23 protein-coding genes, 1 tRNA gene and 2 pseudogenes are annotated in these 21,031 nt (G+C 61.7%); 13 read left to right on the top strand and 13 right to left on the bottom strand.

Annotation, left to right across the window (positions count from 1 at the left end):
• Both KAK09_RS17385 and mdh read right to left on the bottom strand, forming a co-directional pair.
• Positions 1-358 (bottom strand): ATP-grasp domain-containing protein (locus KAK09_RS17385; protein ID WP_336244482.1); only part of this gene is annotated, 358 nt, incomplete at its 3' end.
• Positions 359-581: 223 nt separating this feature from the next.
• Complete coding sequence (mdh, locus tag KAK09_RS17380) at positions 582-1,544, bottom strand: malate dehydrogenase (protein WP_210880202.1); 963 nt, start codon at positions 1,542-1,544, stop codon at positions 582-584.
• Positions 1,545-1,701: 157 nt separating this feature from the next.
• Between mdh and KAK09_RS17375 the strand changes: the two genes are divergently transcribed.
• Positions 1,702-2,445, top strand: a complete 744-nt coding sequence (locus tag KAK09_RS17375; RefSeq protein WP_210880204.1) for a sulfite exporter TauE/SafE family protein — start codon at positions 1,702-1,704, stop codon at positions 2,443-2,445.
• Here the strand turns inward: KAK09_RS17375 and KAK09_RS17370 are convergent.
• Positions 2,442-2,741: a hypothetical protein gene (locus tag KAK09_RS17370; protein ID WP_210880201.1), complete on the bottom strand. Its 300-nt coding sequence runs from the start codon at positions 2,739-2,741 to the stop codon at positions 2,442-2,444. The two genes, KAK09_RS17375 and KAK09_RS17370, sit on opposite strands and share 4 nt — an antisense overlap.
• 182 nt (positions 2,742-2,923) lie before the next feature.
• On the opposite strand from KAK09_RS17370, the gene KAK09_RS17365 reads away from it, so the two are divergent.
• The 4 genes from KAK09_RS17365 to KAK09_RS17350 are packed head-to-tail and all read left to right on the top strand — an operon-like array spanning position 2,924 to position 5,575.
• Entirely contained in the window at positions 2,924-3,781 is an 858-nt protein-coding gene (locus tag KAK09_RS17365; RefSeq protein WP_210880200.1) for an HpcH/HpaI aldolase/citrate lyase family protein, read from the top strand.
• 6 nt (positions 3,782-3,787) lie between these two features.
• Positions 3,788-4,333 carry an NnrU family protein gene (locus KAK09_RS17360; protein ID WP_210880199.1) on the top strand — a complete coding sequence of 182 codons (546 nt, stop codon included), beginning with the start codon at positions 3,788-3,790 and terminating at the stop codon, positions 4,331-4,333.
• A gap of 4 nt (positions 4,334-4,337) precedes the next feature.
• Positions 4,338-4,541 (top strand): DUF1737 domain-containing protein, encoded by a 204-nt coding sequence (locus KAK09_RS17355; RefSeq protein ID WP_210880198.1) that lies wholly within the window; start codon positions 4,338-4,340, stop codon positions 4,539-4,541.
• 2 nt (positions 4,542-4,543) lie between these two features.
• Positions 4,544-5,575 (top strand): MaoC family dehydratase, encoded by a 1,032-nt coding sequence (locus KAK09_RS17350; RefSeq protein ID WP_210880197.1) that lies wholly within the window; start codon positions 4,544-4,546, stop codon positions 5,573-5,575.
• Between the two features lie 6 nt (positions 5,576-5,581).
• On the opposite strand, the gene KAK09_RS17345 is transcribed toward KAK09_RS17350, so the two are convergent.
• On the bottom strand, positions 5,582-6,040 hold the full coding sequence (locus tag KAK09_RS17345) for an NUDIX hydrolase (RefSeq protein ID WP_247651395.1): 459 nt from the start codon (positions 6,038-6,040) through the stop codon (positions 5,582-5,584).
• Between the two features lie 85 nt (positions 6,041-6,125).
• Complete coding sequence (gene hrpB / locus KAK09_RS17340; protein ID WP_210880196.1) at positions 6,126-8,573, bottom strand: ATP-dependent helicase HrpB; 2,448 nt, start codon at positions 8,571-8,573, stop codon at positions 6,126-6,128.
• Between the two features lie 137 nt (positions 8,574-8,710).
• Here hrpB and meaB point away from each other — a divergent pair, with 137 nt between their 5' ends.
• Complete coding sequence (gene meaB / locus KAK09_RS17335; protein ID WP_210880195.1) at positions 8,711-9,685, top strand: methylmalonyl Co-A mutase-associated GTPase MeaB; 975 nt, start codon at positions 8,711-8,713, stop codon at positions 9,683-9,685.
• Positions 9,686-9,688: 3 nt separating this feature from the next.
• On the opposite strand, the gene KAK09_RS17330 is transcribed toward meaB, so the two are convergent.
• Positions 9,689-9,925 (bottom strand): hypothetical protein, encoded by a 237-nt coding sequence (locus KAK09_RS17330; protein WP_210880194.1) that lies wholly within the window; start codon positions 9,923-9,925, stop codon positions 9,689-9,691.
• A gap of 109 nt (positions 9,926-10,034) precedes the next feature.
• Here KAK09_RS17330 and KAK09_RS17325 point away from each other — a divergent pair, with 109 nt between their 5' ends.
• Together KAK09_RS17325 and KAK09_RS17320 are read left to right on the top strand one after the other, a co-directional pair.
• On the top strand, positions 10,035-10,733 hold the full coding sequence (locus KAK09_RS17325; RefSeq protein WP_210880193.1) for a M48 family metallopeptidase: 699 nt from the start codon (positions 10,035-10,037) through the stop codon (positions 10,731-10,733).
• A gap of 84 nt (positions 10,734-10,817) precedes the next feature.
• Positions 10,818-11,081, top strand: coding sequence for a DUF6455 family protein (locus KAK09_RS17320; protein ID WP_210880192.1), 264 nt, complete (start codon positions 10,818-10,820; stop codon positions 11,079-11,081).
• Positions 11,082-11,090: 9 nt separating this feature from the next.
• On the opposite strand, the gene trhA is transcribed toward KAK09_RS17320, so the two are convergent.
• Positions 11,091-11,741: a PAQR family membrane homeostasis protein TrhA gene (gene trhA, locus KAK09_RS17315; RefSeq protein ID WP_210880191.1), complete on the bottom strand. Its 651-nt coding sequence runs from the start codon at positions 11,739-11,741 to the stop codon at positions 11,091-11,093.
• A gap of 1,366 nt (positions 11,742-13,107) precedes the next feature.
• Here trhA and KAK09_RS17310 point away from each other — a divergent pair.
• The 4 genes from KAK09_RS17310 to KAK09_RS17295 all read left to right on the top strand — a co-directional run bounded on the left by KAK09_RS17310 (position 13,108) and on the right by KAK09_RS17295 (position 15,909).
• Positions 13,108-13,746, top strand: coding sequence for a recombinase family protein (locus tag KAK09_RS17310; RefSeq protein WP_210880190.1), 639 nt, complete (start codon positions 13,108-13,110; stop codon positions 13,744-13,746).
• A gap of 834 nt (positions 13,747-14,580) precedes the next feature.
• Positions 14,581-15,312 (top strand): hypothetical protein, encoded by a 732-nt coding sequence (locus KAK09_RS17305; protein ID WP_210880189.1) that lies wholly within the window; start codon positions 14,581-14,583, stop codon positions 15,310-15,312.
• Positions 15,313-15,324: 12 nt separating this feature from the next.
• Positions 15,325-15,687: a hypothetical protein gene (locus KAK09_RS17300; protein WP_210880188.1), complete on the top strand. Its 363-nt coding sequence runs from the start codon at positions 15,325-15,327 to the stop codon at positions 15,685-15,687.
• 45 nt (positions 15,688-15,732) lie between these two features.
• Positions 15,733-15,909, top strand: coding sequence for a hypothetical protein (locus tag KAK09_RS17295; RefSeq protein WP_210880187.1), 177 nt, complete (start codon positions 15,733-15,735; stop codon positions 15,907-15,909).
• Positions 15,910-16,019: 110 nt separating this feature from the next.
• Here KAK09_RS17295 and KAK09_RS17290 read toward each other — a convergent pair whose 3' ends face one another.
• The 3 genes from KAK09_RS17290 to KAK09_RS17280 are packed head-to-tail and all read right to left on the bottom strand — an operon-like array spanning position 16,020 to position 18,705.
• Positions 16,020-16,766, bottom strand: a complete 747-nt coding sequence (locus KAK09_RS17290; protein ID WP_210880186.1) for a TylF/MycF/NovP-related O-methyltransferase — start codon at positions 16,764-16,766, stop codon at positions 16,020-16,022.
• A complete protein-coding gene (locus KAK09_RS17285) occupies positions 16,763-17,824 on the bottom strand; it encodes a polysaccharide pyruvyl transferase family protein (RefSeq protein WP_210880185.1) in 1,062 nt (353 codons plus the stop codon). The genes KAK09_RS17290 and KAK09_RS17285 overlap by 4 nt, the downstream gene beginning before the upstream one ends.
• Complete coding sequence (locus tag KAK09_RS17280; protein WP_210880184.1) at positions 17,821-18,705, bottom strand: putative nucleotide-diphospho-sugar transferase; 885 nt, start codon at positions 18,703-18,705, stop codon at positions 17,821-17,823. Before KAK09_RS17280 ends, KAK09_RS17285 begins: the two co-directional genes overlap by 4 nt.
• Positions 18,706-18,855: 150 nt before the next feature.
• Here KAK09_RS17280 and KAK09_RS18905 point away from each other — a divergent pair.
• A pseudogene (locus KAK09_RS18905) lies at positions 18,856-18,993 on the top strand (IS481 family transposase); the annotation flags it as partial.
• 45 nt (positions 18,994-19,038) lie between these two features.
• Here KAK09_RS18905 and KAK09_RS18900 read toward each other — a convergent pair.
• The 3 genes and pseudogenes from KAK09_RS18900 to KAK09_RS17265 form a co-directional block, all read right to left on the bottom strand.
• Positions 19,039-19,239 (bottom strand): annotated as a pseudogene (locus KAK09_RS18900) (type I restriction-modification system subunit M N-terminal domain-containing protein); the annotation flags it as partial.
• 183 nt (positions 19,240-19,422) lie between these two features.
• Entirely contained in the window at positions 19,423-20,811 is a 1,389-nt protein-coding gene (locus KAK09_RS17270; protein ID WP_210880182.1) for a tyrosine-type recombinase/integrase, read from the bottom strand.
• A gap of 94 nt (positions 20,812-20,905) precedes the next feature.
• Positions 20,906-20,992 (bottom strand) — tRNA-Leu (locus KAK09_RS17265).
• Positions 20,993-21,031 lie beyond the last annotated feature (39 nt).

Raw genomic sequence — 21,031 nt, 5'->3', positions numbered from 1 at the left:
GGTAAAGCTCGCGCTCGATCCCCGAGCCGTCCTCGATATAGATGCGGTTGACCTGCTTGCCCGCAGGCCCGGTCTGCTTGGTCACAAGCGTGCGCCCGAGCATCCGGCGCGCCTCCTCGGCGGCCTCCTCGACGGATTTGGCAAGGCGCACACCGCCCGCCTCGCCGGCCCCCGCTTCCTTGAACTTGCCCTTGCCGCGCCCACCGGCGTGGATCTGCGCCTTTACGACCCAGAGCGGCCCGTCGAGCGCGCCCGCGGCGGTCTTGGCCTCTTCCGCGCGCAGGACCACGCGGCCATCCGACACCGGGGCGCCGTAGGACCGAAGGAGCGCCTTCGCCTGATACTCGTGGATGTTCATAAAACTGTCCCGTTTTGCTGTGATCAGGACCGGTATAGGCATGGAATGAAGGGCGATTTAAGGATTTTTCGCCGCGACGGAAATTTTCTGCCGAATTTTTGCATTTTGTGATCACACGAATAATTCATGTGATCACAAGTGGCTGTCGAAAGGGTTCCCCCGACTGGAAAAGAATCAGGGCTGGAGGTGCTCCAGCCCTGATCGAAGTGACAGGACTCGACCGTCAAGCAAGCGACGGGTCGATTTCCTTGCAGGCCTTAACAAGGCCCTTCACAGCATCGACCGACTTGTCGAACATGGCCTGTTCGTCCTTGGTGAGCTTGATCTCGACGATGCGCTCGATGCCGCCCGCGCCGATCACCGTGGGCACGCCCACATACATGTCCTTCACGCCCAGTTCGCCATCGCAATACGCGGCGCAGGGCAGAACCCGTTTCTGGTCCTTGAGATAGGCTTCGGCCATCTCGATGGCCGAAGTAGCGGGGGCATAGAAAGCTGAGCCGGTCTTGAGCAGGCCCACGATCTCGGCCCCGCCGTCGCGGGTGCGCTGCACGATGGCGTCCAGTTTCTCCTGCGTGGTCCAGCCCATCTCGATCAGGTCCGGCAGCGGAATGCCCGCTACGGTCGAATAGCGCACGGAGGGCACCATCGTGTCGCCATGACCGCCAAGCACGAAGGCGGTAACGTCCTTCATGGACACACCGAACTCGAGGCTGAGGAAGTGGCGGAAGCGGGCGCTATCGAGCACACCGGCCATGCCGCAGACCTTGTGCGCGGGAAGCCCTGAGAATTTCTGGAGCGCCCAGACCATCGCATCAAGCGGGTTGGTGATGCAGATCACAAAGGCGTCGGGCGCGTTGGCAGCGATCCCCTCGCCCACCGACTTCATGACCTTGAGGTTGATGCCCAGAAGGTCATCGCGGCTCATCCCCGGCTTGCGCGGCACACCGGCGGTCACGATGCAGACATCAGCGCCCGCGATATCGGCATAGGATTGCGTGCCCTTGAGCGCCGCGTCGAACCCCTCGGAGGGACCGGATTCGGCGATGTCGAGCGCCTTGCCCTCGGGGGTGCCTTCGGCAATGTCGAAAAGCACAATGTCGCCGAGTTCCTTCAACGCGGCGAGATGGGCGAGCGTGCCGCCGATCTGTCCCGCACCGATCAACGCGATCTTGGGTCTGGCCATTGGATCTGTCTCCACAGGTTGCATAGTTGCGGCGTGGCGTAGTCCGAATTTCTGTGTCATGCAAGCCTGCCGCATGTCACGATCCGGGGGGCAATGGTTGCGGCATACTGTCGTATGCCGACAAAGGGGCGCGAGAACGGGAGCTTGGCCGGTGCCTATGACATGGGAATTCTTCGCCGCTGGCGCCTTTGCCGCACTCTTCGCCGGGGTCTCAAAAGGCGGATTCGGCTCTGGCGCGGCGTTTGCGGGAGCGGCGATTCTGGCGATCGTGGCCCCGCCGGGGGTGGCGCTCGGGATCATGCTGCCGCTGCTGATGGTGATCGACGTGGCGACGCTGCGCCCCTATTGGCGACAATGGGGAAACGAGGAGACGTGGGTGCTGGTGCTCGGCGGGTTGCCGGGCGTGGCGCTTGGCGTGCTGTTCTACCGCATCGCCGATGCCGATCTGATGCGCGTGCTGATCGGGGCGATCGCGGTGGGGTTCGTTGTCTGGCAACTTGCCGTGCGGGCGGGTCTGGTGCGTGGGGCGTCAAAGCCCCTGCCAGTGGGCGCGGGGCTGATGGCAGGGGTGGTAGCGGGTTTCACCAGCTTCGTGAGCCATGCGGGCGGGCCGCCGGCGGCGGTTTACCTTTTGTCACGCGGCCTGAGCAAGACCGGGTTTCAGGCCACCACGGTGTCGGTCTTTTTCGCCATCAACATCTCCAAGGCGGTGCCTTACGGGTTTCTCGGGCTGTTCACGCGCGAGACGCTGACAATCGCGCTGATGCTGGCGCCCTTTGCCCTGATCGGCGCGTGGATCGGTGTGTGCACGCACCGGATCGTGCCGGAACGCGTCTTTTTCGCGATCACCTATGTGCTGCTGACGGTGACCGGCCTGAAGCTGATCGCGGACGGTCTCTAGGCGTCGCTGCCCGGCACGGGCAAGGCGTCTGTCATGGTCTCGAACGACTGGCCAGCCGCGATCAGGCAGGTGATGCCGTTGGCGCCCGTCACGGTGATCGTCCAGCTGCCTGATGTTTCCGAGGCGAAGACCTCGACCACCGCGCCTTGCGAGCCAAGCCCCATGGATTGCCGCGTCTCGCCATAGGCGTCGGCCAGCCGGTTCACCACGACATCGCGCGGTGCACAAGTCCCGCCCTGCGCCAGCACAGGCCCGGCACTCGACGCCAAGGCCAGCGCCAGAACGTATCTGTTCATCGTCACACCCTTTTCCGGTTGATCCCTGCCGTCACGCGGAATCATGCCGGAAAAGACATGAATACTTGGTTAACGTGTGCGCACGCTCTCCATGCTGCATCGCGGCAGAAACCGCTTGAAGTTTTCCGCCGAAAAGTGGCATCCCTGCGCAATATTCTTTCCGCCAAAAGCGAGGGCAGACCATGGCCACCACCCAACCCTACCGTTCCGTGCTTTATATCCCCGGATCAAAAGAGCGCGCGCTCGACAAGGCGCGCAGCCTGCCCGCCGACGCGATCATTTTCGACCTCGAGGACGCCGTCGCCCCCGATGTCAAGCAAGAGGCCCGCGCCACGCTGCGTGCGGCACTGGGACAGGGCGGCTATGGCAGGCGCGCGAAAATCGTGCGGATCAACGCGCTCTCGACCGAATGGGGGTTGGAGGACGCGCGCGCGCTTGCCAATTCGGGGGCCGACGCGATCCTTCTGCCCAAGGTCAACGCGCCCTCCGATATTGACACGCTCACCGAGATCATCGGCCCCGATCTGCCGGTCTGGGCGATGATGGAAACGCCGCTCTCGATCTTCAATGCGCGCGAGATCGCCGCGCATGCGCGTGTGGCGGGGCTGGTCGCGGGCACCAATGATCTGGCCAAGGACCTGCGTACGCGCCCCTGCGCGGACCGGATGCCACTCATGCTCACGCTTCAGACCATCGTTCTCGCGGCCCGCGCGGCGCGGATCGTGGCGGTGGACGGGGTCTATAACCGGTTCAAGGACGAGGACGGGCTCCGCGTCGAATGCGAACAGGGCCGCGATCTGGGTTTCGACGGCAAGACGCTGATCCATCCGGCGCAGATCGACATCGCCAATGCCGCCTTTGCCCCCACCGATGCCGAAATCGAACTGGCCGAACGTCAGATTGCCGCGTATGAAGAAAGCCGAGCCTCGGGTCAGGGGATCGCGGTCGTGGACGGGCAGATTGTCGAGAATCTGCATGTGGTGACGGCGCAGCGCATCCTTGCACAAGCCCAGGCGATACGCGATCTGGCAGCGGAGTAGCGATCTATGGCCTATCTCATCCTCGGACTGATCCTCTGGACCGTGGCGCACCTGTTCAAGCGCGTGGCTCCGGAACTGCGCGAGAGGGTGGGCAACGCAGGCAAGGGTCTTGTAGCGCTCGGCGTGCTGGTGGGGCTGGTGCTCATGGTGATCGGCTACCGGCAGGCAGCGTTCATCCATGTCTGGGCGCCGCCTGCCTGGACGGTGCATCTCAACAACCTGATGATGCTGGGCGCCGTGTTCCTTTATGGCATGAGCGCCACCAAAGGGCGTCTGCGCGGGGCCATGCGCCATCCGCAATTGACCGCCGTCAAGGTCTGGGCGGTGGCGCATCTGCTGGTCAACGGTGATCTGGCCTCGCTCATTCTCTTTGGCGGGCTGCTTGGCTGGGCCGTGCTCGAGGTCGCGATCATCAACATGGCCGAGGATTGGGACCGTCCCGCGCCCGGAGAGGCGAAGCGCGACATCGTGCTGGTAATCATCACCATCGTGCTGTTCTTCGCCATGACCTTTGTCCACAACTGGCTGGGCGTCTGGCCGTTTCCGGGGTGAGCCAATGCAACTTTACCGTTTTCTGACGGCCGACGACACGTCGGCCTTTTGTCACAAGGTGACCGACGCGCTCAACAAGGGCTGGGTTTTGCACGGCAACCCCACCTATGCGTTCGACGCCGCCAATGGCGTGATGCGCTGCGGTCAGGCCGTCACCAAGGAGGTGCCCGGCACCTATTCCCCCGAAATCAAGCTGGGAGATCAGTGACCATGGCCAAGACCAATCCGGGCCGCTTCTTCGAGGATTACCGTCTGGGCGAAGTGATCGTCCATGCCGTGCCGCGCACCGTCTCGGGGGGCGAGCGCGCGCTTTATCACGCGCTTTACCCGGCGCGCCACGCGCTGCATTCCTCGGACGAATTCGCCCGCGCCTCTGGCCTGCGGGCAAGCCCGCTCGACGATCTCGCGGCATTTCACATCGTGTTCGGCAAATCGGTGCCCGACATCTCGCTGAATGCCGTGGCGAATCTCGGCTATGCCGAGGCGCGCTGGCTGCGCCCGGTCTGGCCGGGCGATACACTCACCTCGCAATCCGAGGTGATCGGCCTCAAGGAAAACTCCTCGGGCAAGACCGGGGTGGTCTATGTGCGCACCTCGGGCACCAACCAGCATGGCGAGACGGTGATGGAGTTTGTCCGCTGGGTCATGGTGCGCAAGCGTGACGCCAGCGCCCCCGCCCCCGCGCCGGTGGTCCCGGCCCTAGCGCCTGCGGTGGCGGCGGGCGATCTGGTCATCCCCGAGGGCCTTGATTTCACGCGCTACGACTTCACCCGCGCCGGAGAGCCGCATCGCTGGGGCGATTATGCGCCGGGCGAGCAGATCGACCATGTGGACGGCGTGACCATCGAGGAGGCCGAGCACATGCTGGCCACGCGCCTGTGGCAGAACACCGCCAAGACCCATTTCGACGCAAGCCTGCGCGAGGATGGCAAGCGGCTCATCTATGGTGGACATGTGATCTCGATGGCGCGCGCGCTGTCGTTCAATGGGCTGGCCAATGCGCAGGTGATCGTGGCGGTGAATGCGGGCAGCCATGCCAACCCTTGCTTTGCGGGCGACACGGTTCGCGCCTGGTCAGAGGTGCTCGACCGCGCCGAGACACCTGCACCGGGGGTGGGCGCGCTGCGCCTGCGGCTGGTGGCGACCAAGGGCGGCACACCGTTTACCCTCAAGGGCGAGGATGGCAAATACCTGCCCCATGTCCTGCTCGATCTCGATTACTGGGCGCTTGTCCCGGTCTGAGCGATCTCAGAGGGCGCGCAGGATAGCCTGCAAATCGGGTTCCTCGACCATCTGCGCCGCCTTTTTGGGGCGCACCCAGAGGCGCTGGCGCTGGCCCGCCTCGGGAAATCGGTCGGCCAGATCACCCGCGCGCAGCCGCACCTTGTAAAGTCGCGCGACCAGAAGCATGGCGCTGCCATCCTTGAGGATCTTTTCATAGCGGAATTGCCCGCAAGGCCGCGCCCTGGCCGCTTCGGCGCGCACACCCGCCTCTTCCCAAGCCTCGCGCAGCGCCGATTGCGCGCCGTTCAGCCCCTCGATGGGCCAACCCTTGGGCACAATCCAACGTCCGGTATCCCGGCTGGTGATCAGCAGAACCTCTTTCTTGCCCATGAGCTTGCGCCAACAGAGCGCCGCGACCTGCATGTCGGGCGGATAAACAACCGCTACGTCTGGGCATGCGGCAAGATGAGACATCTGAACCATGACACAAAAGCCCTGCTCGGGATAGGTCGATACCTTTATTCGTTAACCCGATAAGTTAAGTTTAAAAAGCTGGTTTTGCAAATCACTAAGTATTGCGGGGCTTGGCGCGAAGCGTCGGATCAGCCTCGGTCGGATCCTCGGGCCAGGGATGGCGCGGATAGCGCCCGCGCATCTCCTTGCGCACGTCTGCGTAGGACGTGGCCCAGAAACCGGGCAGGTCCATCGTCGTCTGCAAGGGCCGGCCCGCGGGCGACAGGAGCGTGACGCGCAAGGGCTGGCCTGCGACCTTCGGATGGATCGTCTGCCCGAACATTTCTTGCAGGCGCAGGGTGATTTCAGGGGCCTCGCCGGAATAATCGATGGGGATACGCCGCCCGAGCGGGGTCGTGAACTGTCCTGGCACGGCACGGTCGAGCGCCTGCCGCTGATCCCAGCTCAGCATCGCCTCCAGCGCCGGGGCGATGTCGAAGCCGCGCCAGTCCTCCGCGGTTCTCACACCCGCGAGATGGGGCAGAAGCCAGTCCTCCAGCCCCGCAAGGAGCGCCGCCTCGCCCATGTCCGGCAAGGCGGAGTCCTGCGCGCGCAAAAGCGCCACCCTAGCTGCGAGCCGCCGGGCGGCAGCGCTCCAGACCAGCCCCAGATCGCATACGCCCTCGAGCATGGCGCGCGCCACTGCCTCGGGTGGCACCTCCGGCCAGCTCCGGTCGTCGAGCACCAGCGCGCCAAGCCGCTCCTGCCGCCGCGCCACCACGCGCCGCACCCGCCGGTCCCAGGCACAGACCTCGTGCCAGGCGATGCGGTCGGCATAAAGGCCCCGGATTTCGGCTTCGGATATGGCAATCGCCTGCCGGATGCGCGCCTCGCGCGGGTCGCCGTCAAGGTCCGTCGCCACAAGGAGCCGCGCGCCCGCCAGCGGATCGCCCTCGGGCATCACCGCGCCCTTGCCGCCCGAGAGCACGAAACGCGGTGCCTCGCCCTTGCGCCGCAACCCGATCCGGTCAGGGTAGGCGAGGGCGGCCATTTCGGCGGCATTCCGCCCGTCGCCGCGCAGCACCTGCGCACGCAGACGTCTGGCCTCGGCGCGTATCCGTTCCACGGTGCCGCGATGCGCCTGCCAGGGATGGCGCTCGGCAAAGCCGCGCGGATTGCCGACAGCCGCCAGCCTGAGCGCGAGGTCGACCGGGGCCGCACGCGGCAGCGGGTCGCGCTCGGCCAGAAGCGCGGCGAGATCGGCAGCCTCCGGCCCCGCCACACTCAGCATATGCGCCAGACGCGGATGCAGCGGCAGCGCCGCCAGCGTCCGGCCATGCGTGGTGATCGCGCCCCGATCATCGAGCGCGCCGAGGGCCGTGAGGAGCGCGCGCGCCTCGGCGTAACTGCCCGGATTGGGTGGGGTAAGGAAAGGCAGCGCTTCCGGTCCCGCGCCCCAGAGCGCCAGTTCGAGCGCCAGCCCCGCAAGATCTGCGGCCTCGATCTCTGCTGGAGGAAAAGGGACCAGCGCCCCCTCCTCGCCACGCATCCAGAGCCGGTAGCAGACCCCCTCGGCCACCCTTCCTGCCCGTCCGGCCCGCTGCGTGGCCTCGGCGCGTGTCACCCGCTCGGTCACGAGCCGCGCCATGCCGGAGCCCGGATCAAAGCGTGCGCGCCGCGCGCGGCCCGCATCCACCACCACGCGAATATCCTCGATGGTGAGCGAGGTCTCGGCAATCGCCGTGGCGAGCACCACCTTGCGGCCCGAAGGCACAGGCGCGATCGCTGCGCGCTGCGCGGCGAAATCCATCGCGCCAAAAAGCGGCCTGATGTGGCAATCGGGCGCCAGCCGCCCTTTCAGGAGGGCCTCGCAGCGCCGGATTTCCCCCTCGCCCGGCAGAAACACAAGCACGCCACCCTGCGTCTCGGCCACCGCCTGCGCCACCAGATCCGCCGTCGCCTCCGCCACCCGCGCACCCTTGGGCAAGGGCCGCTCCAGCCAGCGGATCGTGACCGGAAAGGCGCGCCCCTCGGAGGTGATCACCGGCACATCGCCCATCAGCGCCGCCACCGGTTCCGCATCGAGCGTGGCCGACATGGCCAAGAGCGTCAAATCCTCGCGCAATGCGCCCGCCACCTCGAGACAGAGCGCGAGACCGAGATCGGCATTGAGGGAACGCTCGTGAAACTCGTCGAAAATCACCGCGCCCACGCCCGGCAGATCCGGCGCGCCCTGCACCATCCGGGTCAGAATCCCCTCGGTGACCACCTCGATGCGCGTCTCGCGCGAGATCCTCGCCTCGCCCCGGATACGGTAGCCCACGGTCCCACCGACGCTTTCCCCAAGGCTCTCCGCCATCCGCTCCGCCGCCGCCCGCGCCGCCAGACGGCGCGGCTCCAGCATCACGATGCGCCCATCGACCAGGCCTGCGCGCAGCATCTCCAGCGGCACCACCGTGGTCTTGCCCGCCCCGGGCGGGGCCTGCAAGACCGCGCGCCCACGCGCGCGCAGGGCAGCAAGCAGGTCGGGGATCACATCATGGATAGGCAGGCGCAGGCTCATTCTTCGCTTATCGGACGCGCGCACAACTTTGGCCAGAGGCCCGCCCCGTTTCACTGTTCGACAAATACTCATCTCCCCCGCTCTGGACACGCGCCGCGCTCCGGGGCAAGAAGACCCGGCACCCAACAGGCGACCCAATGACCGAAGAGAGTCTGAGCGACAGGATCCTGAGCGGCGACCGCCGCGCGCTCGCCCGCGCCATCACCCTTGTCGAAAGCGCGCGCGCCGACCATCGCGAAGATGCGGCGCGCCTTCTGGAACAGGTCAACCGCGCGGGACGCGCGGCCATCCGCATCGGTCTTTCGGGCACGCCGGGGGTCGGCAAATCCACCTTCATCGAGAGCTTCGGGTTGATGCTGACCGGGCAGGGGCTGCGGGTCGCGGTGCTCGCGGTCGATCCCTCCTCGGCGCGCTCGGGCGGCTCGATCCTGGGTGACAAGACGCGGATGGAGCGGCTGAGCCGCGACCCGCGCGCCTTTATCCGCCCCTCGCCCTCGCAATCGCATCTGGGCGGCGTGGCACGGCGCACGCGCGAGGCCGTGACGCTGTGCGAGGCGGCGGGCTTTGACGTGGTGCTGATCGAGACCGTGGGCGTAGGCCAGTCAGAGACCGTAGTGGCCGAGATGTCGGATATATTCGTGCTGCTTCTTGCACCTGCGGGGGGCGACGAGTTGCAGGGCGTCAAGCGCGGCATCATGGAAATCGCCGATCTCATCCTCGTCAACAAGGCCGATGGCGATCTGAAACCGGTGGCCACGCGCACCTGTTCGGATTACGCCGGCGCCCTGCGTCTTTTGCGCAAGCGCCCTCAGGATCCGCCAGGTTTTCCCAAAGCGATGACTGTTTCGGCGCTGACCGAGGACGGGCTGGAAAAGGCGTGGACGGAAATCCGTGCGCTCATCGACTGGCGCCGGACCGAGGGGCATTTCGCCGCCCGACGCGCGGCACAGGCACAAAGCTGGTTCGTCGAGGAAGTGAAACAGGGCCTTCTGGCGCGGCTCGACACGCCCGAGATGCGTGAAGAGATGGCAGTGCTGGCCCGGCAGGTCGCCGAAGGCAGGCTCCCGCCCTCGGTCGCCGCCGCCGAGATGCTCACCCGCATCGGCGGCTGAGGCTCAGGGCCTGACCTCGCGCAGATAGACGCCCTCGGGAAGATCGAGCGCCGCACCGAGATCACGCAACTGCCCGATCGACAGTGTGATCTTCTGAACGGTATCGGTGCGGGGGTCGTATTGCTCGACGGTCACACATTCCTCGAAAGCATTGATAATGACATCCTCGCTCAGCGGAGCGGCACCCTCGTCCACGAGGGTGATCACGGTCGAGTCGAATTCATGTTCGATGGAAAACATGGGCAGAGCCTAGCCGTTCAGCAGCGAATTGCAATTACCTCCCGACAGGGGCTGGCGAGGCGCCGCAACCCTGCTACAAAGAGAGCGTGAACCTTTGGAAGGAGTGAACATGCGCTGGATCCCCTGTCTTGCCCTGCTCGCGCTCGCCTCCTGCGTCGAGGTGACCGAGACCAGACAGACCACGCGCCCCGCCCCGCAACCCGCCGCGTCGGCGGTGACGCGCGACAAGGTGCAGCAGTTCCTGACCGTCGTACAGCGGGTCCAGCCGGTGGCCGAGCGCGAATGCCGCGCCCGCGCGCCCCGCGCCAACTGCGATTTCCGTATCGTGGTGGATGACCGCCCCGGCCAGCCGGTCAACGCCTATCAGACACTCGACCGCAACGGCCGGCCGGTCCTCGCCTTCACCCTGCCGATGATCGCAACGGTGAGAAACACCGACGAACTGGCGTTCGTCATGGGCCACGAGGCCGCGCATCACATCGCCGGCCACATCCCCCGCCAGCAGCAGAGCGCAGCGGCTGGCGCGCTCATCCTTGGCGGGATCGCCGCAGTGACAGGGGCCGGTCAGGGGGCTGTCGATCAGGCGGCCCGGGTCGGCGCAGGCGTGGGTGGGCGCGTGTTTTCCAAGGAATTCGAGCTTGAGGCCGACGCCCTCGGCACCGTGATCACCCACAGGGCCGGTTATAGCCCCCTGCGTGGCGTCGAATTCTTCACGCAGATCCCTGATCCCGGCAACCGCTTCCTCGGCACGCATCCGCCCAACGCCCAACGGGTCGAAACGGTGCGGCGCGTGGCGTCCCAGCTCTGAGGCGCGCGCCCCGGTTTGACACAGATCAAGGCGCGCAGCCTCTCTTTTGCGCACCCTCATGGGCAACCAACAGGAGTTTCGCCCATGCAACGCACCAGGACGCTCAAGCATCACGCCGATCTGGTTGACCGCATGGCAAGTGCTCAGGGCGTTGATCTGGAACAGAAAGTCATGGAGGGTCTGCTTACCCCCGATGACATCAGTACCGCCGTCCTCGCCTGCACGGGATGCAGCAGCCCGGGCGATTGCGAGCATTGGCTTGCCTCCCACGAGACAGGTGCCCCCGCGCCCAGCTATTGCCGGAACGTCGAGCTTTTCGAGGATATCAAGGCCAGTCGCCGCGTCTGAGGCACCCCCTCAAAGCGCAGTGGCGAGCGCCGTGCTGATCCCGAGAAAAAAACAGGCGGTGGCCACCGCCACGAAGGAATGCCAGATCGCATTGGCGAAACGCAGGCTTTCCCACGCGTAAAACACCACACCCAGGCTGTAAATCAGGCCGCCCGCCACGATCAGGCCAAGGCTCACCCCCGGCAGGACGCCCGCGAGCGGCAGGATAAGCCCCACCCCCAGCCAGCCGAGCGCGATATAGGGCAGCCAGCCCGTCGTCATCTGCCCCCGCGGGCGGCGCAACTTGGACACGGCCCCCATCAGCGCCAGCGCCCAGACCGCCGCCAGCACGATATAGCCGAAGGCCGTGCCGAGAAGAACGCTCAGCGGTGTGAACGTACCCGCGATCTTGACATAGATCGCCGCGTGGTCGAGGCGCCGCAGCATCGGGCGCGCCGCCGTATGCGCAAGCAGATGGTAGGCCGCCGAGGCCACCAGCATCGCGAGGAGCGCCAGCGAATAGACCAGCACCGCCGCGAGCGTCACACCGTCCATCCGCAGCGCCCACACCAGCAGCAACATCGCCACACCCGTGACCGCAGCGACAAGCCCGGTCACGTGAACCACACCGTCCGCAAGACGTTCCGCTCTGGTATAACAGGGATACGCACCAAGATTCATAAGATCATCGTCTCACCAAACCCGTTACGATTCCATGACCTTCGGCGCAAAAGACGATTTTTTACAACGCGTGACGCTGAAAGGCATTGGTGGGATATGGTGCCCAGGAGAGGACGGTCTGAAAATCGAACCGAGAGGCAACCTTCTGTTTTTCAAGAGATAATCAGAGCGCTTTCGCGGCCTTGCGTCCCAAGACTTGAGCCTGATGTGTCTCATGAAATGGGTGCGAATGCAATAATCTCGTTGATAACCAAATGATCAACTTGGTAAGTACTTGGAGGCCATTGAATTCAACCAAATTGCCAATTCTACCTCAAGTGTAACTGGGCACCTATTAAGGAAATCTATTTCCCCCAAACCGAGGCAGTAGCTTCGACCACATACCAACAATTTGCCAACAATCCATTCTTTCGTTCCGTTTTGATGCCGCTTATTGCGTCTCCTCCTTGTGCGTAGGCTGCCAGTTTCAGATCGTCTATTAGCGCTGCCTCGTTTGGCGCGTCTTCGACGAAGCTCCGATGACAGCGTCGCGCCGATACTTCCCCCAGCGGCCGCAATCCGACAGGTGCCGTTTGGTAAACAGTAACCGTCCTGTTGGCTTCGCGACGCGCAACAACCTGATCTCCAGATATCATTGCTCCTACTTGACCTTCATAGCCTGCAGTTACGCAACCCTGCACCATCATTGTTGCGCCCAGTAGGATTGCTGGTCTAAGAAGACTCTTGAAGTGCATACCTGCTCATCCTTCTCAATATTCTGGGGCGACGCTTCGCAAGACTTTCAGGCAATTTTATGCGAAAAGTAAGGTCAATTTGGCACTTAGCTTGCCAATATCGATCTACTTCCGCATCAACTGCGCGGTTTTCGCTTCGACTTTGTAACGTACTTGAAGCGAGGGCCAAGCGTCAAGGTTCAGCCAGTCGAGCTCCGATCTTTTCAAGCAATTACTGGCTCCGGGCGCGCCGTGGGGAGGTCAGAATATTTCAGCATAAAAATCCGACAGCCCAAGATTGATATAGCGGCTGGCGCGATACCCCCCGTGGGGGCACCCCCAACACACTCTCTCACACCACCCATATCCATCCCCTAGAACTTTCCCTCACGATCACCCTCGCCATCCACCTTGGTGGCTTCTCCCTCCTTGTTCAGCGTGAGCCGGTGGAGATCATCGTCGATCTGCCCCGCCTGCGCCTGTTCTTGCCGTCGCCCATGCGGTTGCCCAGAGGCTGCTCGCAAGAACTGTTCATAGGGTATACCTCAGAGAGCGGCGCGAAAGGTGCCCTGAGGGGCGTTCATGAGGGTTGACATTGCCTTGTGAACATACCAAGTCAGTGAGCAGAACTCTTGAGAACAGGATGAGCCACGATGAACAAGACAATCCTCTACGTCCGCGCCTCCACGTCGGAGCAGACCAGCGACCACCAGCTTGAGCAGGCCACCAAGGCAGGCTTCAAGATTGATGAGGTAGTGACAGACCACGGAGTCTCGGGCGTTAGCACCCACCTAGCAGACCGTGAGGGGGGCCGTGAGTTGCTCCACAAGCTGCGCGAAGGGGACGCTCTGGTGGTGCGGTGGCTGGACCGCCTCGGGCGCAACTACAGGGACGTGACAGACACTCTCAGGAGCCTCCTCGACAGGGGCGTGACGGTCAAGACCGTGATCAACGGCATGGTCTTCGATGCCCGCCCCAAGACAGCCACGGAGGAGGCCGTGAGGGACGCCCTGATAGGGTTCATGGCGGCGCAGGCCGAGGCGCAGGCACAGGCCACGAAGGAGGCTCAGAGGGCCGGTATAGCGCACCACAAGGTGGCCTCTCCTGAGAAGTTCAAGGGCAGGAAGCCCACCTTCACGCGCGAGCAGCTTGATCAGGTGATCGCGCTGGCAGAGGCTGGTCAGGGTCAGTCAGCTATAGCGAAGGCCACAGGGGTGAACAGGAACGCCGTCATTCGCATCACCCAGAACCCGGCGAAGGCCGAGGCGGCGTTGGAACGGTGGGGAAGCTGAACCGACTTCATTCGAATAACCCACCCCCTTGCCCCAAGAGACCGGACCTGAGCGGCCCCTCCTGTGACGAGTATCGGCGACACAGGGTTCAGCTATGCGACGACGGTCTGGCCTCGGGGGTGACATTCACGACGACTGCCTTCTCATGACCTTGTTCCTGTGCCCCGTGAGGTGCCCGTTTGGGTGACCTTGCGGGGTTCTCTTTGCGGGGGCGTGAGAGGTGGGGTGAACAGTCCCTTTCGCAACTTCATGGAGAAGACGACACCCCGGCTGCTCTGGCTGGATAATCCGCCCTCCGTATAGAATAAAGGGAACCCCTAGCATGCAACCCCGGATAATCCGCCTCCGTATATATATAGGTGAACCTTCAGGTGACGGCTTCGCCTTCTTCGAAGAGGAAGAAGCCCATTAGAGGTGCCCCCTCAGGTGACCCAGCATCGCTGGATGACCCTGAGCATGACCGATCATCGGCTTCGCCTTGGGAAGACCCAGTTCTCGGAGTTCCTCCTCGGAGACAAAGCAGCTTTAACAGCACCCTAGGGTGTTGATCGTCTTGGCTGTGCCAAGCCAAAGACCCCATGATAGAGGTGCCCCATTCAGGAGACCCAGTTTCACTGGATGAACCTGAACATGCCCGATCATCGGCTTCGCCTTGGGAAGACCCAGTTCTCGGAGTTCTCCTCGAAGACGAAGAAGCCCTAGCACCACCCTAGGGTGACAGTCTCCGCCTTGGTCTTTCAGGGCAAAGCCCCCTTGAAGTCCCCCTGATGATGGCCCTGCGACAGCAGCATGCCCATCAGGTCCACCCTCAGCCCCCCTCCAAAGGAAATCCTCATGCGCGACATGATCAGCGATGGCGACGCCGTCGTCGAACCCATTGGCACGTTCGATGCCGCCCTCCAAGTGTGCCCGAAGTGCCAGGCCGAGTTTGCCCCCAAGCGGTCCAATCAGACCTACTGCTCCACCGCCTGCCAGAAGGCAGCCTCACGGAACTCCGCAAGGGGCACCCGAAAGGCCGAAGACCGGCGCGCAAACGAGGAGCATCACGCCCGCGTTCATGCCCTCACAGAGATGATCTACGCGGTGCCTGTTACCGAGCGTCTGGGGGTGATGCAGCACATCCTCTCGCACGTCTCCACCGACGCTTGTCTCCGCCGTGTTCTGACCGACCCCAAGCTCCTTCGGGAACCTCCTCGGGGTGATGGCAGGATGAATATCGCCAAGGCTGCCAATGCCTACACCAAGAAGTTCTTCGGGGTTTCGATCAAGGCCTACATCGAACAGACCCGAGAGGGCACCCTGAACGAGACCTTCCCGGTGACGCGAGGGGTGGACCATGGGTCCGTCCCGAGGCTCAAGCCTATGCGAAAGGCCAAGTGCTGGCACCGTCCCGTCGTGGCCAGAGACCAAGACGAGGTAGACCAGCCGTCTAGGCGACGAGACGCCCAGCGCAGTGAGTTTGCCCGAGAGATGGCAGACGCCGCCGTTAAGCGCGCCCTCTCGGTCCACCCAGCCGTCATGGCGACGAGGGGGCACCTCAACGATTCCCAGCCGTCATGGCGATGAAAGGAAACCCCAATGAAGCAATCCAACTACACCCGCCCCACGAAGACGGACGCCTCCAAGCTCGGAGAACGCCGTCGCCACTACTGGTCCCGCCTCCTTCGCAAGAGGGCCTACTGGTCCCTGCCAGTCATCGAGATGATGACAGCCGAGGAGACCCACGCCAACATCGCCCGCTCTCGCCGGGGTGAGAACAAGGCAGCATGGATCAACATCAGCCTCAGGGTGGACCATATCGCCGTGATCGAGGTTCTCCAGAAGGTGCACCTCAGGAACACCGGGAAGGAAATCTCTCGGGCCGAGGTCTTGGCTGCCCTGATGGCCGCTGGTCTCCACTCCATCGTCAACCACGAAAACTTTGGCGGCAACGGCAACTGACGCCACCGCCATTTTCCCGAACATAACAACACAAGGTTCCTCAATATGTCACAGCAGACAATCTCCACCGCCAAAAACGCAGACCTCATCGCCCGTCTCTTCGCAGGCGCTCGCAAGTTAATCACCGACCCCAGCATGGTGCTGATCGACGAACTTCCCGACGACCTCTTCGAGTTGATGAAGATTTACATGCCCGTAGACGAAGTTGAGAGCATTGTGTAACCATCTTGCGTCGAGCGCCTTGTCTGTCCGCCAGACGCTCCCCGGCCAAAGGCAGAGTGCCAAGCAACTTTCTTCCGCCACATTCAACGCCTGAGAGATTGACCTCGTGTTCAGAATAATTTGGTAACAGTTACCGACTTCGCCTTGTTTATGATGCGCGCACTCTTCTCGGTAGCGAGCCATTCATCAACGGCACGGCGGCAGCCCGAGTAGGACTTGTAGTCATCGAATACCATCATTCCTCCCGGCGATAGTCGGGGGAATATTCGGGCAATGCAGACCTTAACCGAGTTGTACCAGTCACAATCAATATGAGCTAGCGCCACCGGTTCATCAATATGCAAAGTCTCTTCGAACAGCCCCTTCCGGAATTCCACTCGCGAAAGCGCCGATGTGATCCCGTAAGAGGCAAGGTTAGCCCGCACGACATCTTCTAGATTATCGATATAGCCATAGTAAGTGCCGCCCCCAAGCCCACTGGACTTTCCGGAAGATATAATTGCATAGCGGTCGTGAGCATCTGCTCCGTCTTTTGGTCCGGGAGCTGGAATCTGCTCAAAGACATCGTAGAGCCTTAAGCGCGCCGTCTCCGGCTTCAACTTGCCAAGCAGGATAGCGGAGCCACCGAGAGCCACACCGGCTTCAACGAAATCACCTACAACAGCTCTCTCTTTGACCTTAACCGCGGCCCAAGCCAGACTTTCGAGCTTTCTCGGCCCGACATAGGTTAGCCCCTCAGCCCGCAAATCTGCGATCAACTCGCCAATGTTTTTGGATTCCTTGTACGAAAGGGTCCCCAGCAGAGATTTCTTCCTGCTGCCGGTAAACCTCGAAAGAAATTTCTTTAGGCTTTTCATCGGTCAATCGATTCAACGAATTTCTGCATCATGGGGAAGGTCCTGAGCGCTGCCTGCCGTACGGTCTCGAAGTCAAAATCCATGTAGTCGGCAAAGCGTGAAGGGTCGCACAACGGGAAGCCGAAATGTTCCGCAATGCCGGTGGATCTTTCATCAACTTTAGTCAGAAAACTCCATTTGTTCTGTGACAGCATGTGTAGATGTGCGTGAAGCCTGCTCCCAATATGCAGTGTTGCAGAACGGTAGAAGTCGATTGCTTCGATGTTGGTCGCCGGAACAGAAATCTCGAAACCTCTAGCCAACGCATATCGTCTGAGTCCATATGCCGATTGTCGCCTTGCGCCAAGCAGGCGATCTGCAAGCCAGGGTCTTTTGCGAGCAAGATAATCTTGGTGAATGACAAGAACCTTCTTCGATGCAGGAAACCGACGTGCAACAAAGTCAATGGTTAGTGTCTCTCGTTCCCAAAACACGTCACGCTCGGTGACGGTCACCGCGACGGTATCGTCATTCTTCAGTATACTCGAAGAGTCGAGAAGCGGCTTATCATAGAGAACGGGGCAACCTGTCATCAAAACTTGGGGTGCGAGATGCGGCATTGTCTTCACGAGATAGATAACAGTTCGCGGACAGCGCCATGAGGAATAGCGTGTCCGCTGGTGTATGATGTCCATGATCGAACTGGTGTTGGCAGACATTTCGACGTTGCGGTCCGGCTCGCCATGCAGCCCGACCCCCATGGGAACAAGGACGTGAGATGATCGGTGAAGCTCATCCGCTGTCAATCCCGGCCAAGGGGTAAAAGTGTCGTTGAGCTGATTAGCACCTGCTAAAACCGTTACCCCATTTCTTTCCATTGTCTGTTTCTGATTGACGGTAGGGGCCGCACGAGATGAGAAAGTAAATGCCGGAGCGAAGCTTCCCAGTCTCCGCTCAACAGCTTTTAGGATAATACCATCTCCGACATTCAGAACCTTCTTGCTACCCGGGGGGATCAAATAAGGCGTCAATACAGTTCGTGACTGTTCGTTCGAGTTTCTCAAATTCACGGATGTCATTCCCGCTCCATATCCTTTATATATGATTTAACTCGGTCGACAAATTCCTGACTATTCTTTATCTTGCCTTTAGGAAACAAGATCATTCCGTCACGATGCATGTCAAAGGTAATATCACTGTCAGTGAGAGGGCTAAAGCCTGAACGGATGGCGTCCTTAGACATCGATTTGAAGGCTCGGTAAAGTGCCAGTTGGTCAAATGCAAACCAGTAGAACCCAGCTGATAAGAAGCGACGAACTTCGAGAGCCGTCTGAGACAGGAAGGTACGTCCCACCTTAGTGGCCGAGACATATATTACTCCTCCCAGCGTGCGCTTGCAGATATTTCTCTGCTTTAACCGTAGCATCATGGATACGTCGATTTTGTCAGTAAACCGGCTGGAAACGTCTCCATTGAAGAGAATGTCGATATCGGTGATGAGCAGATTACAGCCCGACCGCTTCTGAAATTCGTCCGCAGCAATGAACCGGGATGTGCAAATGTAGAGGCTTTTCCATGACTGCCGTTCAGAGGATTGGGCTCGCTTTTCCCATTCGAGGGGGTAAAAATACTCAAGGCTCCAACTAATAGTAAGATCGGGGAAGGCTTGCCGCGTCTTACGTATAAGTTCTAGGTCTTCGTCCTTTGTATTGTATAGATGAAGATGAAGGTGCGGAGCCGCAACGTGAGCCATGATTGAAGCGCAATAGGGCACGAGAAACCGATGCAGATACAAACTGTCTGCGGCCGTAAAAATCACGAATGGTAGGGTGCCGGTGGGAAGAGACTGAGGAAAGTCGATAAAAGTGTCCGCCAGTTTCAATCGACGAGACGCCTGTGCTAAACGAAACAGCCTTAAATACTGTAAGAACCACAGATCGACTCTCTTTCTGAACTTCATGATTTGTCCTTTTGCAATCGTCTGATTTCTTGATTGTCGGTTTTGATCTGAACATAATTGTCCAATCCCGGATGATTACATTTCCCCCCGACGATCCGCACTCTTCATGGCAAGGTCGGTCCTGAGGGACATTCGGGACGGGGCACGGACATACTTATCCATCTTCACAAGCAGGCGACGACGACACCCAGAGTGCGGGCGGCGATCCAGGCGAGCGATGAGGTCGGCACGGTATTGGCTGAGCGCTTCGGGATGACGCCGCAGACGATCTACAAATGGCGCAAGCGGGGCCGCGTCGAGGGTGGCGGGCTTGGTCGCCTCGGGGATGCAGTCCAGACGGCGCAGGACAACGAAAGGCAGGACGACCTTGCCATACTCGGATTGCTTGAAATCCCCGCGAAGGAGTTCCGCGATGGACCAAACGAATGACCCTAGCGACTTGATGTCTGCACTGCTCAAATTCCGTCCCTCTCCCCGAAGTCTTGTCGGTTGCAAAGCGAATTGAGCTTGCCACCTTTGGGACGACGCTAGCATGAGAATTCGCGCGATGCCAATCCGGCTAGGCGACTGCCACGTCAGGCGAACCCGTCAGGGCATATCCCACGCGCCCTCAGGGGCCTCCCGAAAGGCTGCCTCAAGCGCCCGTGACGTGGTTGCTAAGCGGCCCTGTAGCCTCTGCAGAACCCGTTCCTACCACCACGGCTGGTGGAAGCCACCTCAGGGTGCCCCCTCAGCCCCCCTCTCCTCGGTCTCCGCCTCGACGACAAACGCCCTCTCCATCGACTCATAGGTGGCCCTCAGTCTCGCCTCAGTGCCCCCGTAAACACTATCTCCAAGGCCCCCTTGAGAGTGCCCGAGGATGCGGTGTTCGTCTCTCTCTGGCACCCTCGCCAGCATGAACCTGTCCTTCACATTGTGACGAAGGGAGTGCAGCACATGCCGCTGGTCCTTCGTGATCAACCGCAGATGCTTCATGAGCGCCTGAGAGACAGCCTCAGGGCCACCCGCGTGGTCATACTTGGGGAAGAGCATAGCCTCACCCTCAGCCGCACCCAGCGCCTCCTTAGCGGCCACCAGAGCATCACCCACAAGGGGCACGTCACGGATGGAGACCTTGGTCTTGACCCTGCGTCCCTCATGCCAGCGGATGCGAAGGTGGGGGTAGCGGTGATCGACGTCTACGTCTTCGACACGAAGGCCCACCACCTCGGCCACCCTGCACCCTGTCCCCTCCAAGAGCCGCCATATCAGGCGCAGAGCGGGTTCCTTCACGTTGTCCCTGACGCGCACCCTCATGGCCCCGATCACGCCCTCAGGAAGCGGCTCACGCTTGGCCCCCTCGGCCTCTGGTGGTGCATCCTTGCGGGTCAGGTCCATCGCCTTGAACGGGTTGCCCACCTTGCCGTCCAGATCGAACTCGACGATTGCCAGATTGACCATGGCCACCAGCATGTTCTTTTCCCGTTGGAGAGACCCAGCAGCCAGCGGAGACCCGTCGGCCTTCGTCTCCTTGAGCAGGAAATCCCTCAGCTTCCTCGCGTGTTCCCGTTTGAGGTCCACCATAGGGAGCTTGCGAAGGGGGCCTAGGGCCTTCTCGATGCGGGCACAGACACGCTCAAGCTGGTCCCTCTTGTTGCGCCCCTTCTCACCCTCGACACGCTCAGCGAAATACATCTTCTTCGCATCGAGCATCGTCACAAGGGGTTCCTCGGCCTCTGGGGCCATGACGGCCTTGACCAAGACAGGGTCAGCCCCTCTCTGGTGGAGATCATCGGCCAAGACTTCCCGCCGATCATCCTCCTCAAGATCGCCCTTGATCGCTTCCACCATGGCCTCGGCCTCGGCAACGGCCTCTCTCCAGTGTTCAAGGGGAGAAAGCGACCCATTGCCCGCAGCCTTCCTCTTGGCCTTGGCCACGATCTTGTCGAACTCAGCCACAAGAGCTTCCTGCTCCTTCACCAGAGCGGCCCCCTCACGCGCCCTCATGGCCACCTGAAAGAACTCCTCCCCGAGAACCTGAGCAACGGCCTTGGGGTAGCGCCTGCGGAATCGCTTGCGGCCCCCCGAGAGTTCGTCAACGTGCTTGAGCTTCATCATCATCACCATAGCGAATGTGTCCCATATGTGTCCCGTTTTGTGTCTCGGGATGGGCGCTAGGTGCCTGATATACTTGAAAAACATGGCCTTCAAGAGAAGACAGTGGTGCCCAGGAGAGGACTCGAACCTCCACGGCCTTGCGGCCACTGGCACCTGAAGCCAGCGCGTCTACCAATTCCGCCACCTGGGCAGGTGTCGTGAGGCTGGCGTTTAGACTCAGGCCGCACGG

Origin of the sequence: Roseovarius autotrophicus (assembly GCF_018069895.1) — a bacterium.
Taxonomy (GTDB): Bacteria; Pseudomonadota; Alphaproteobacteria; order Rhodobacterales; family Rhodobacteraceae; genus Roseovarius; species Roseovarius autotrophicus.
The sequence above is the reverse complement of the archived record's forward strand: the minus strand, read 5'-3'. Positions and strand labels throughout refer to the sequence as shown.

Bases quoted from the DNA above. Each gene is read 5' to 3' on its own strand.
- mdh (WP_210880202.1), bottom strand. From the start codon at position 1,544: ATGGCCAGACCCAAGATCGCGTTGATCGGTGCGGGACAGATCGGCGGC.
- KAK09_RS17375 (WP_210880204.1), top strand. From the start codon at position 1,702: ATGACATGGGAATTCTTCGCCGCTGGCGCCTTTGCCGCACTCTTCGCC.
- KAK09_RS17370 (WP_210880201.1), bottom strand. From the start codon at position 2,741: ATGAACAGATACGTTCTGGCGCTGGCCTTGGCGTCGAGTGCCGGGCCT.
- KAK09_RS17365 (WP_210880200.1), top strand. From the start codon at position 2,924: ATGGCCACCACCCAACCCTACCGTTCCGTGCTTTATATCCCCGGATCA.
- KAK09_RS17360 (WP_210880199.1), top strand. From the start codon at position 3,788: ATGGCCTATCTCATCCTCGGACTGATCCTCTGGACCGTGGCGCACCTG.
- KAK09_RS17355 (WP_210880198.1), top strand. From the start codon at position 4,338: ATGCAACTTTACCGTTTTCTGACGGCCGACGACACGTCGGCCTTTTGT.
- KAK09_RS17350 (WP_210880197.1), top strand. From the start codon at position 4,544: ATGGCCAAGACCAATCCGGGCCGCTTCTTCGAGGATTACCGTCTGGGC.
- KAK09_RS17345 (WP_247651395.1), bottom strand. From the start codon at position 6,040: ATGGTTCAGATGTCTCATCTTGCCGCATGCCCAGACGTAGCGGTTGTT.
- hrpB (WP_210880196.1), bottom strand. From the start codon at position 8,573: ATGAGCCTGCGCCTGCCTATCCATGATGTGATCCCCGACCTGCTTGCT.
- meaB (WP_210880195.1), top strand. From the start codon at position 8,711: ATGACCGAAGAGAGTCTGAGCGACAGGATCCTGAGCGGCGACCGCCGC.
- KAK09_RS17330 (WP_210880194.1), bottom strand. From the start codon at position 9,925: ATGTTTTCCATCGAACATGAATTCGACTCGACCGTGATCACCCTCGTG.
- KAK09_RS17325 (WP_210880193.1), top strand. From the start codon at position 10,035: ATGCGCTGGATCCCCTGTCTTGCCCTGCTCGCGCTCGCCTCCTGCGTC.
- KAK09_RS17320 (WP_210880192.1), top strand. From the start codon at position 10,818: ATGCAACGCACCAGGACGCTCAAGCATCACGCCGATCTGGTTGACCGC.
- trhA (WP_210880191.1), bottom strand. From the start codon at position 11,741: ATGAATCTTGGTGCGTATCCCTGTTATACCAGAGCGGAACGTCTTGCG.
- KAK09_RS17310 (WP_210880190.1), top strand. From the start codon at position 13,108: ATGAACAAGACAATCCTCTACGTCCGCGCCTCCACGTCGGAGCAGACC.
- KAK09_RS17305 (WP_210880189.1), top strand. From the start codon at position 14,581: ATGCGCGACATGATCAGCGATGGCGACGCCGTCGTCGAACCCATTGGC.
- KAK09_RS17300 (WP_210880188.1), top strand. From the start codon at position 15,325: ATGAAGCAATCCAACTACACCCGCCCCACGAAGACGGACGCCTCCAAG.
- KAK09_RS17295 (WP_210880187.1), top strand. From the start codon at position 15,733: ATGTCACAGCAGACAATCTCCACCGCCAAAAACGCAGACCTCATCGCC.
- KAK09_RS17290 (WP_210880186.1), bottom strand. From the start codon at position 16,766: ATGAAAAGCCTAAAGAAATTTCTTTCGAGGTTTACCGGCAGCAGGAAG.
- KAK09_RS17285 (WP_210880185.1), bottom strand. From the start codon at position 17,824: ATGACATCCGTGAATTTGAGAAACTCGAACGAACAGTCACGAACTGTA.
- KAK09_RS17280 (WP_210880184.1), bottom strand. From the start codon at position 18,705: ATGAAGTTCAGAAAGAGAGTCGATCTGTGGTTCTTACAGTATTTAAGG.
- KAK09_RS17270 (WP_210880182.1), bottom strand. From the start codon at position 20,811: ATGGTGATGATGATGAAGCTCAAGCACGTTGACGAACTCTCGGGGGGC.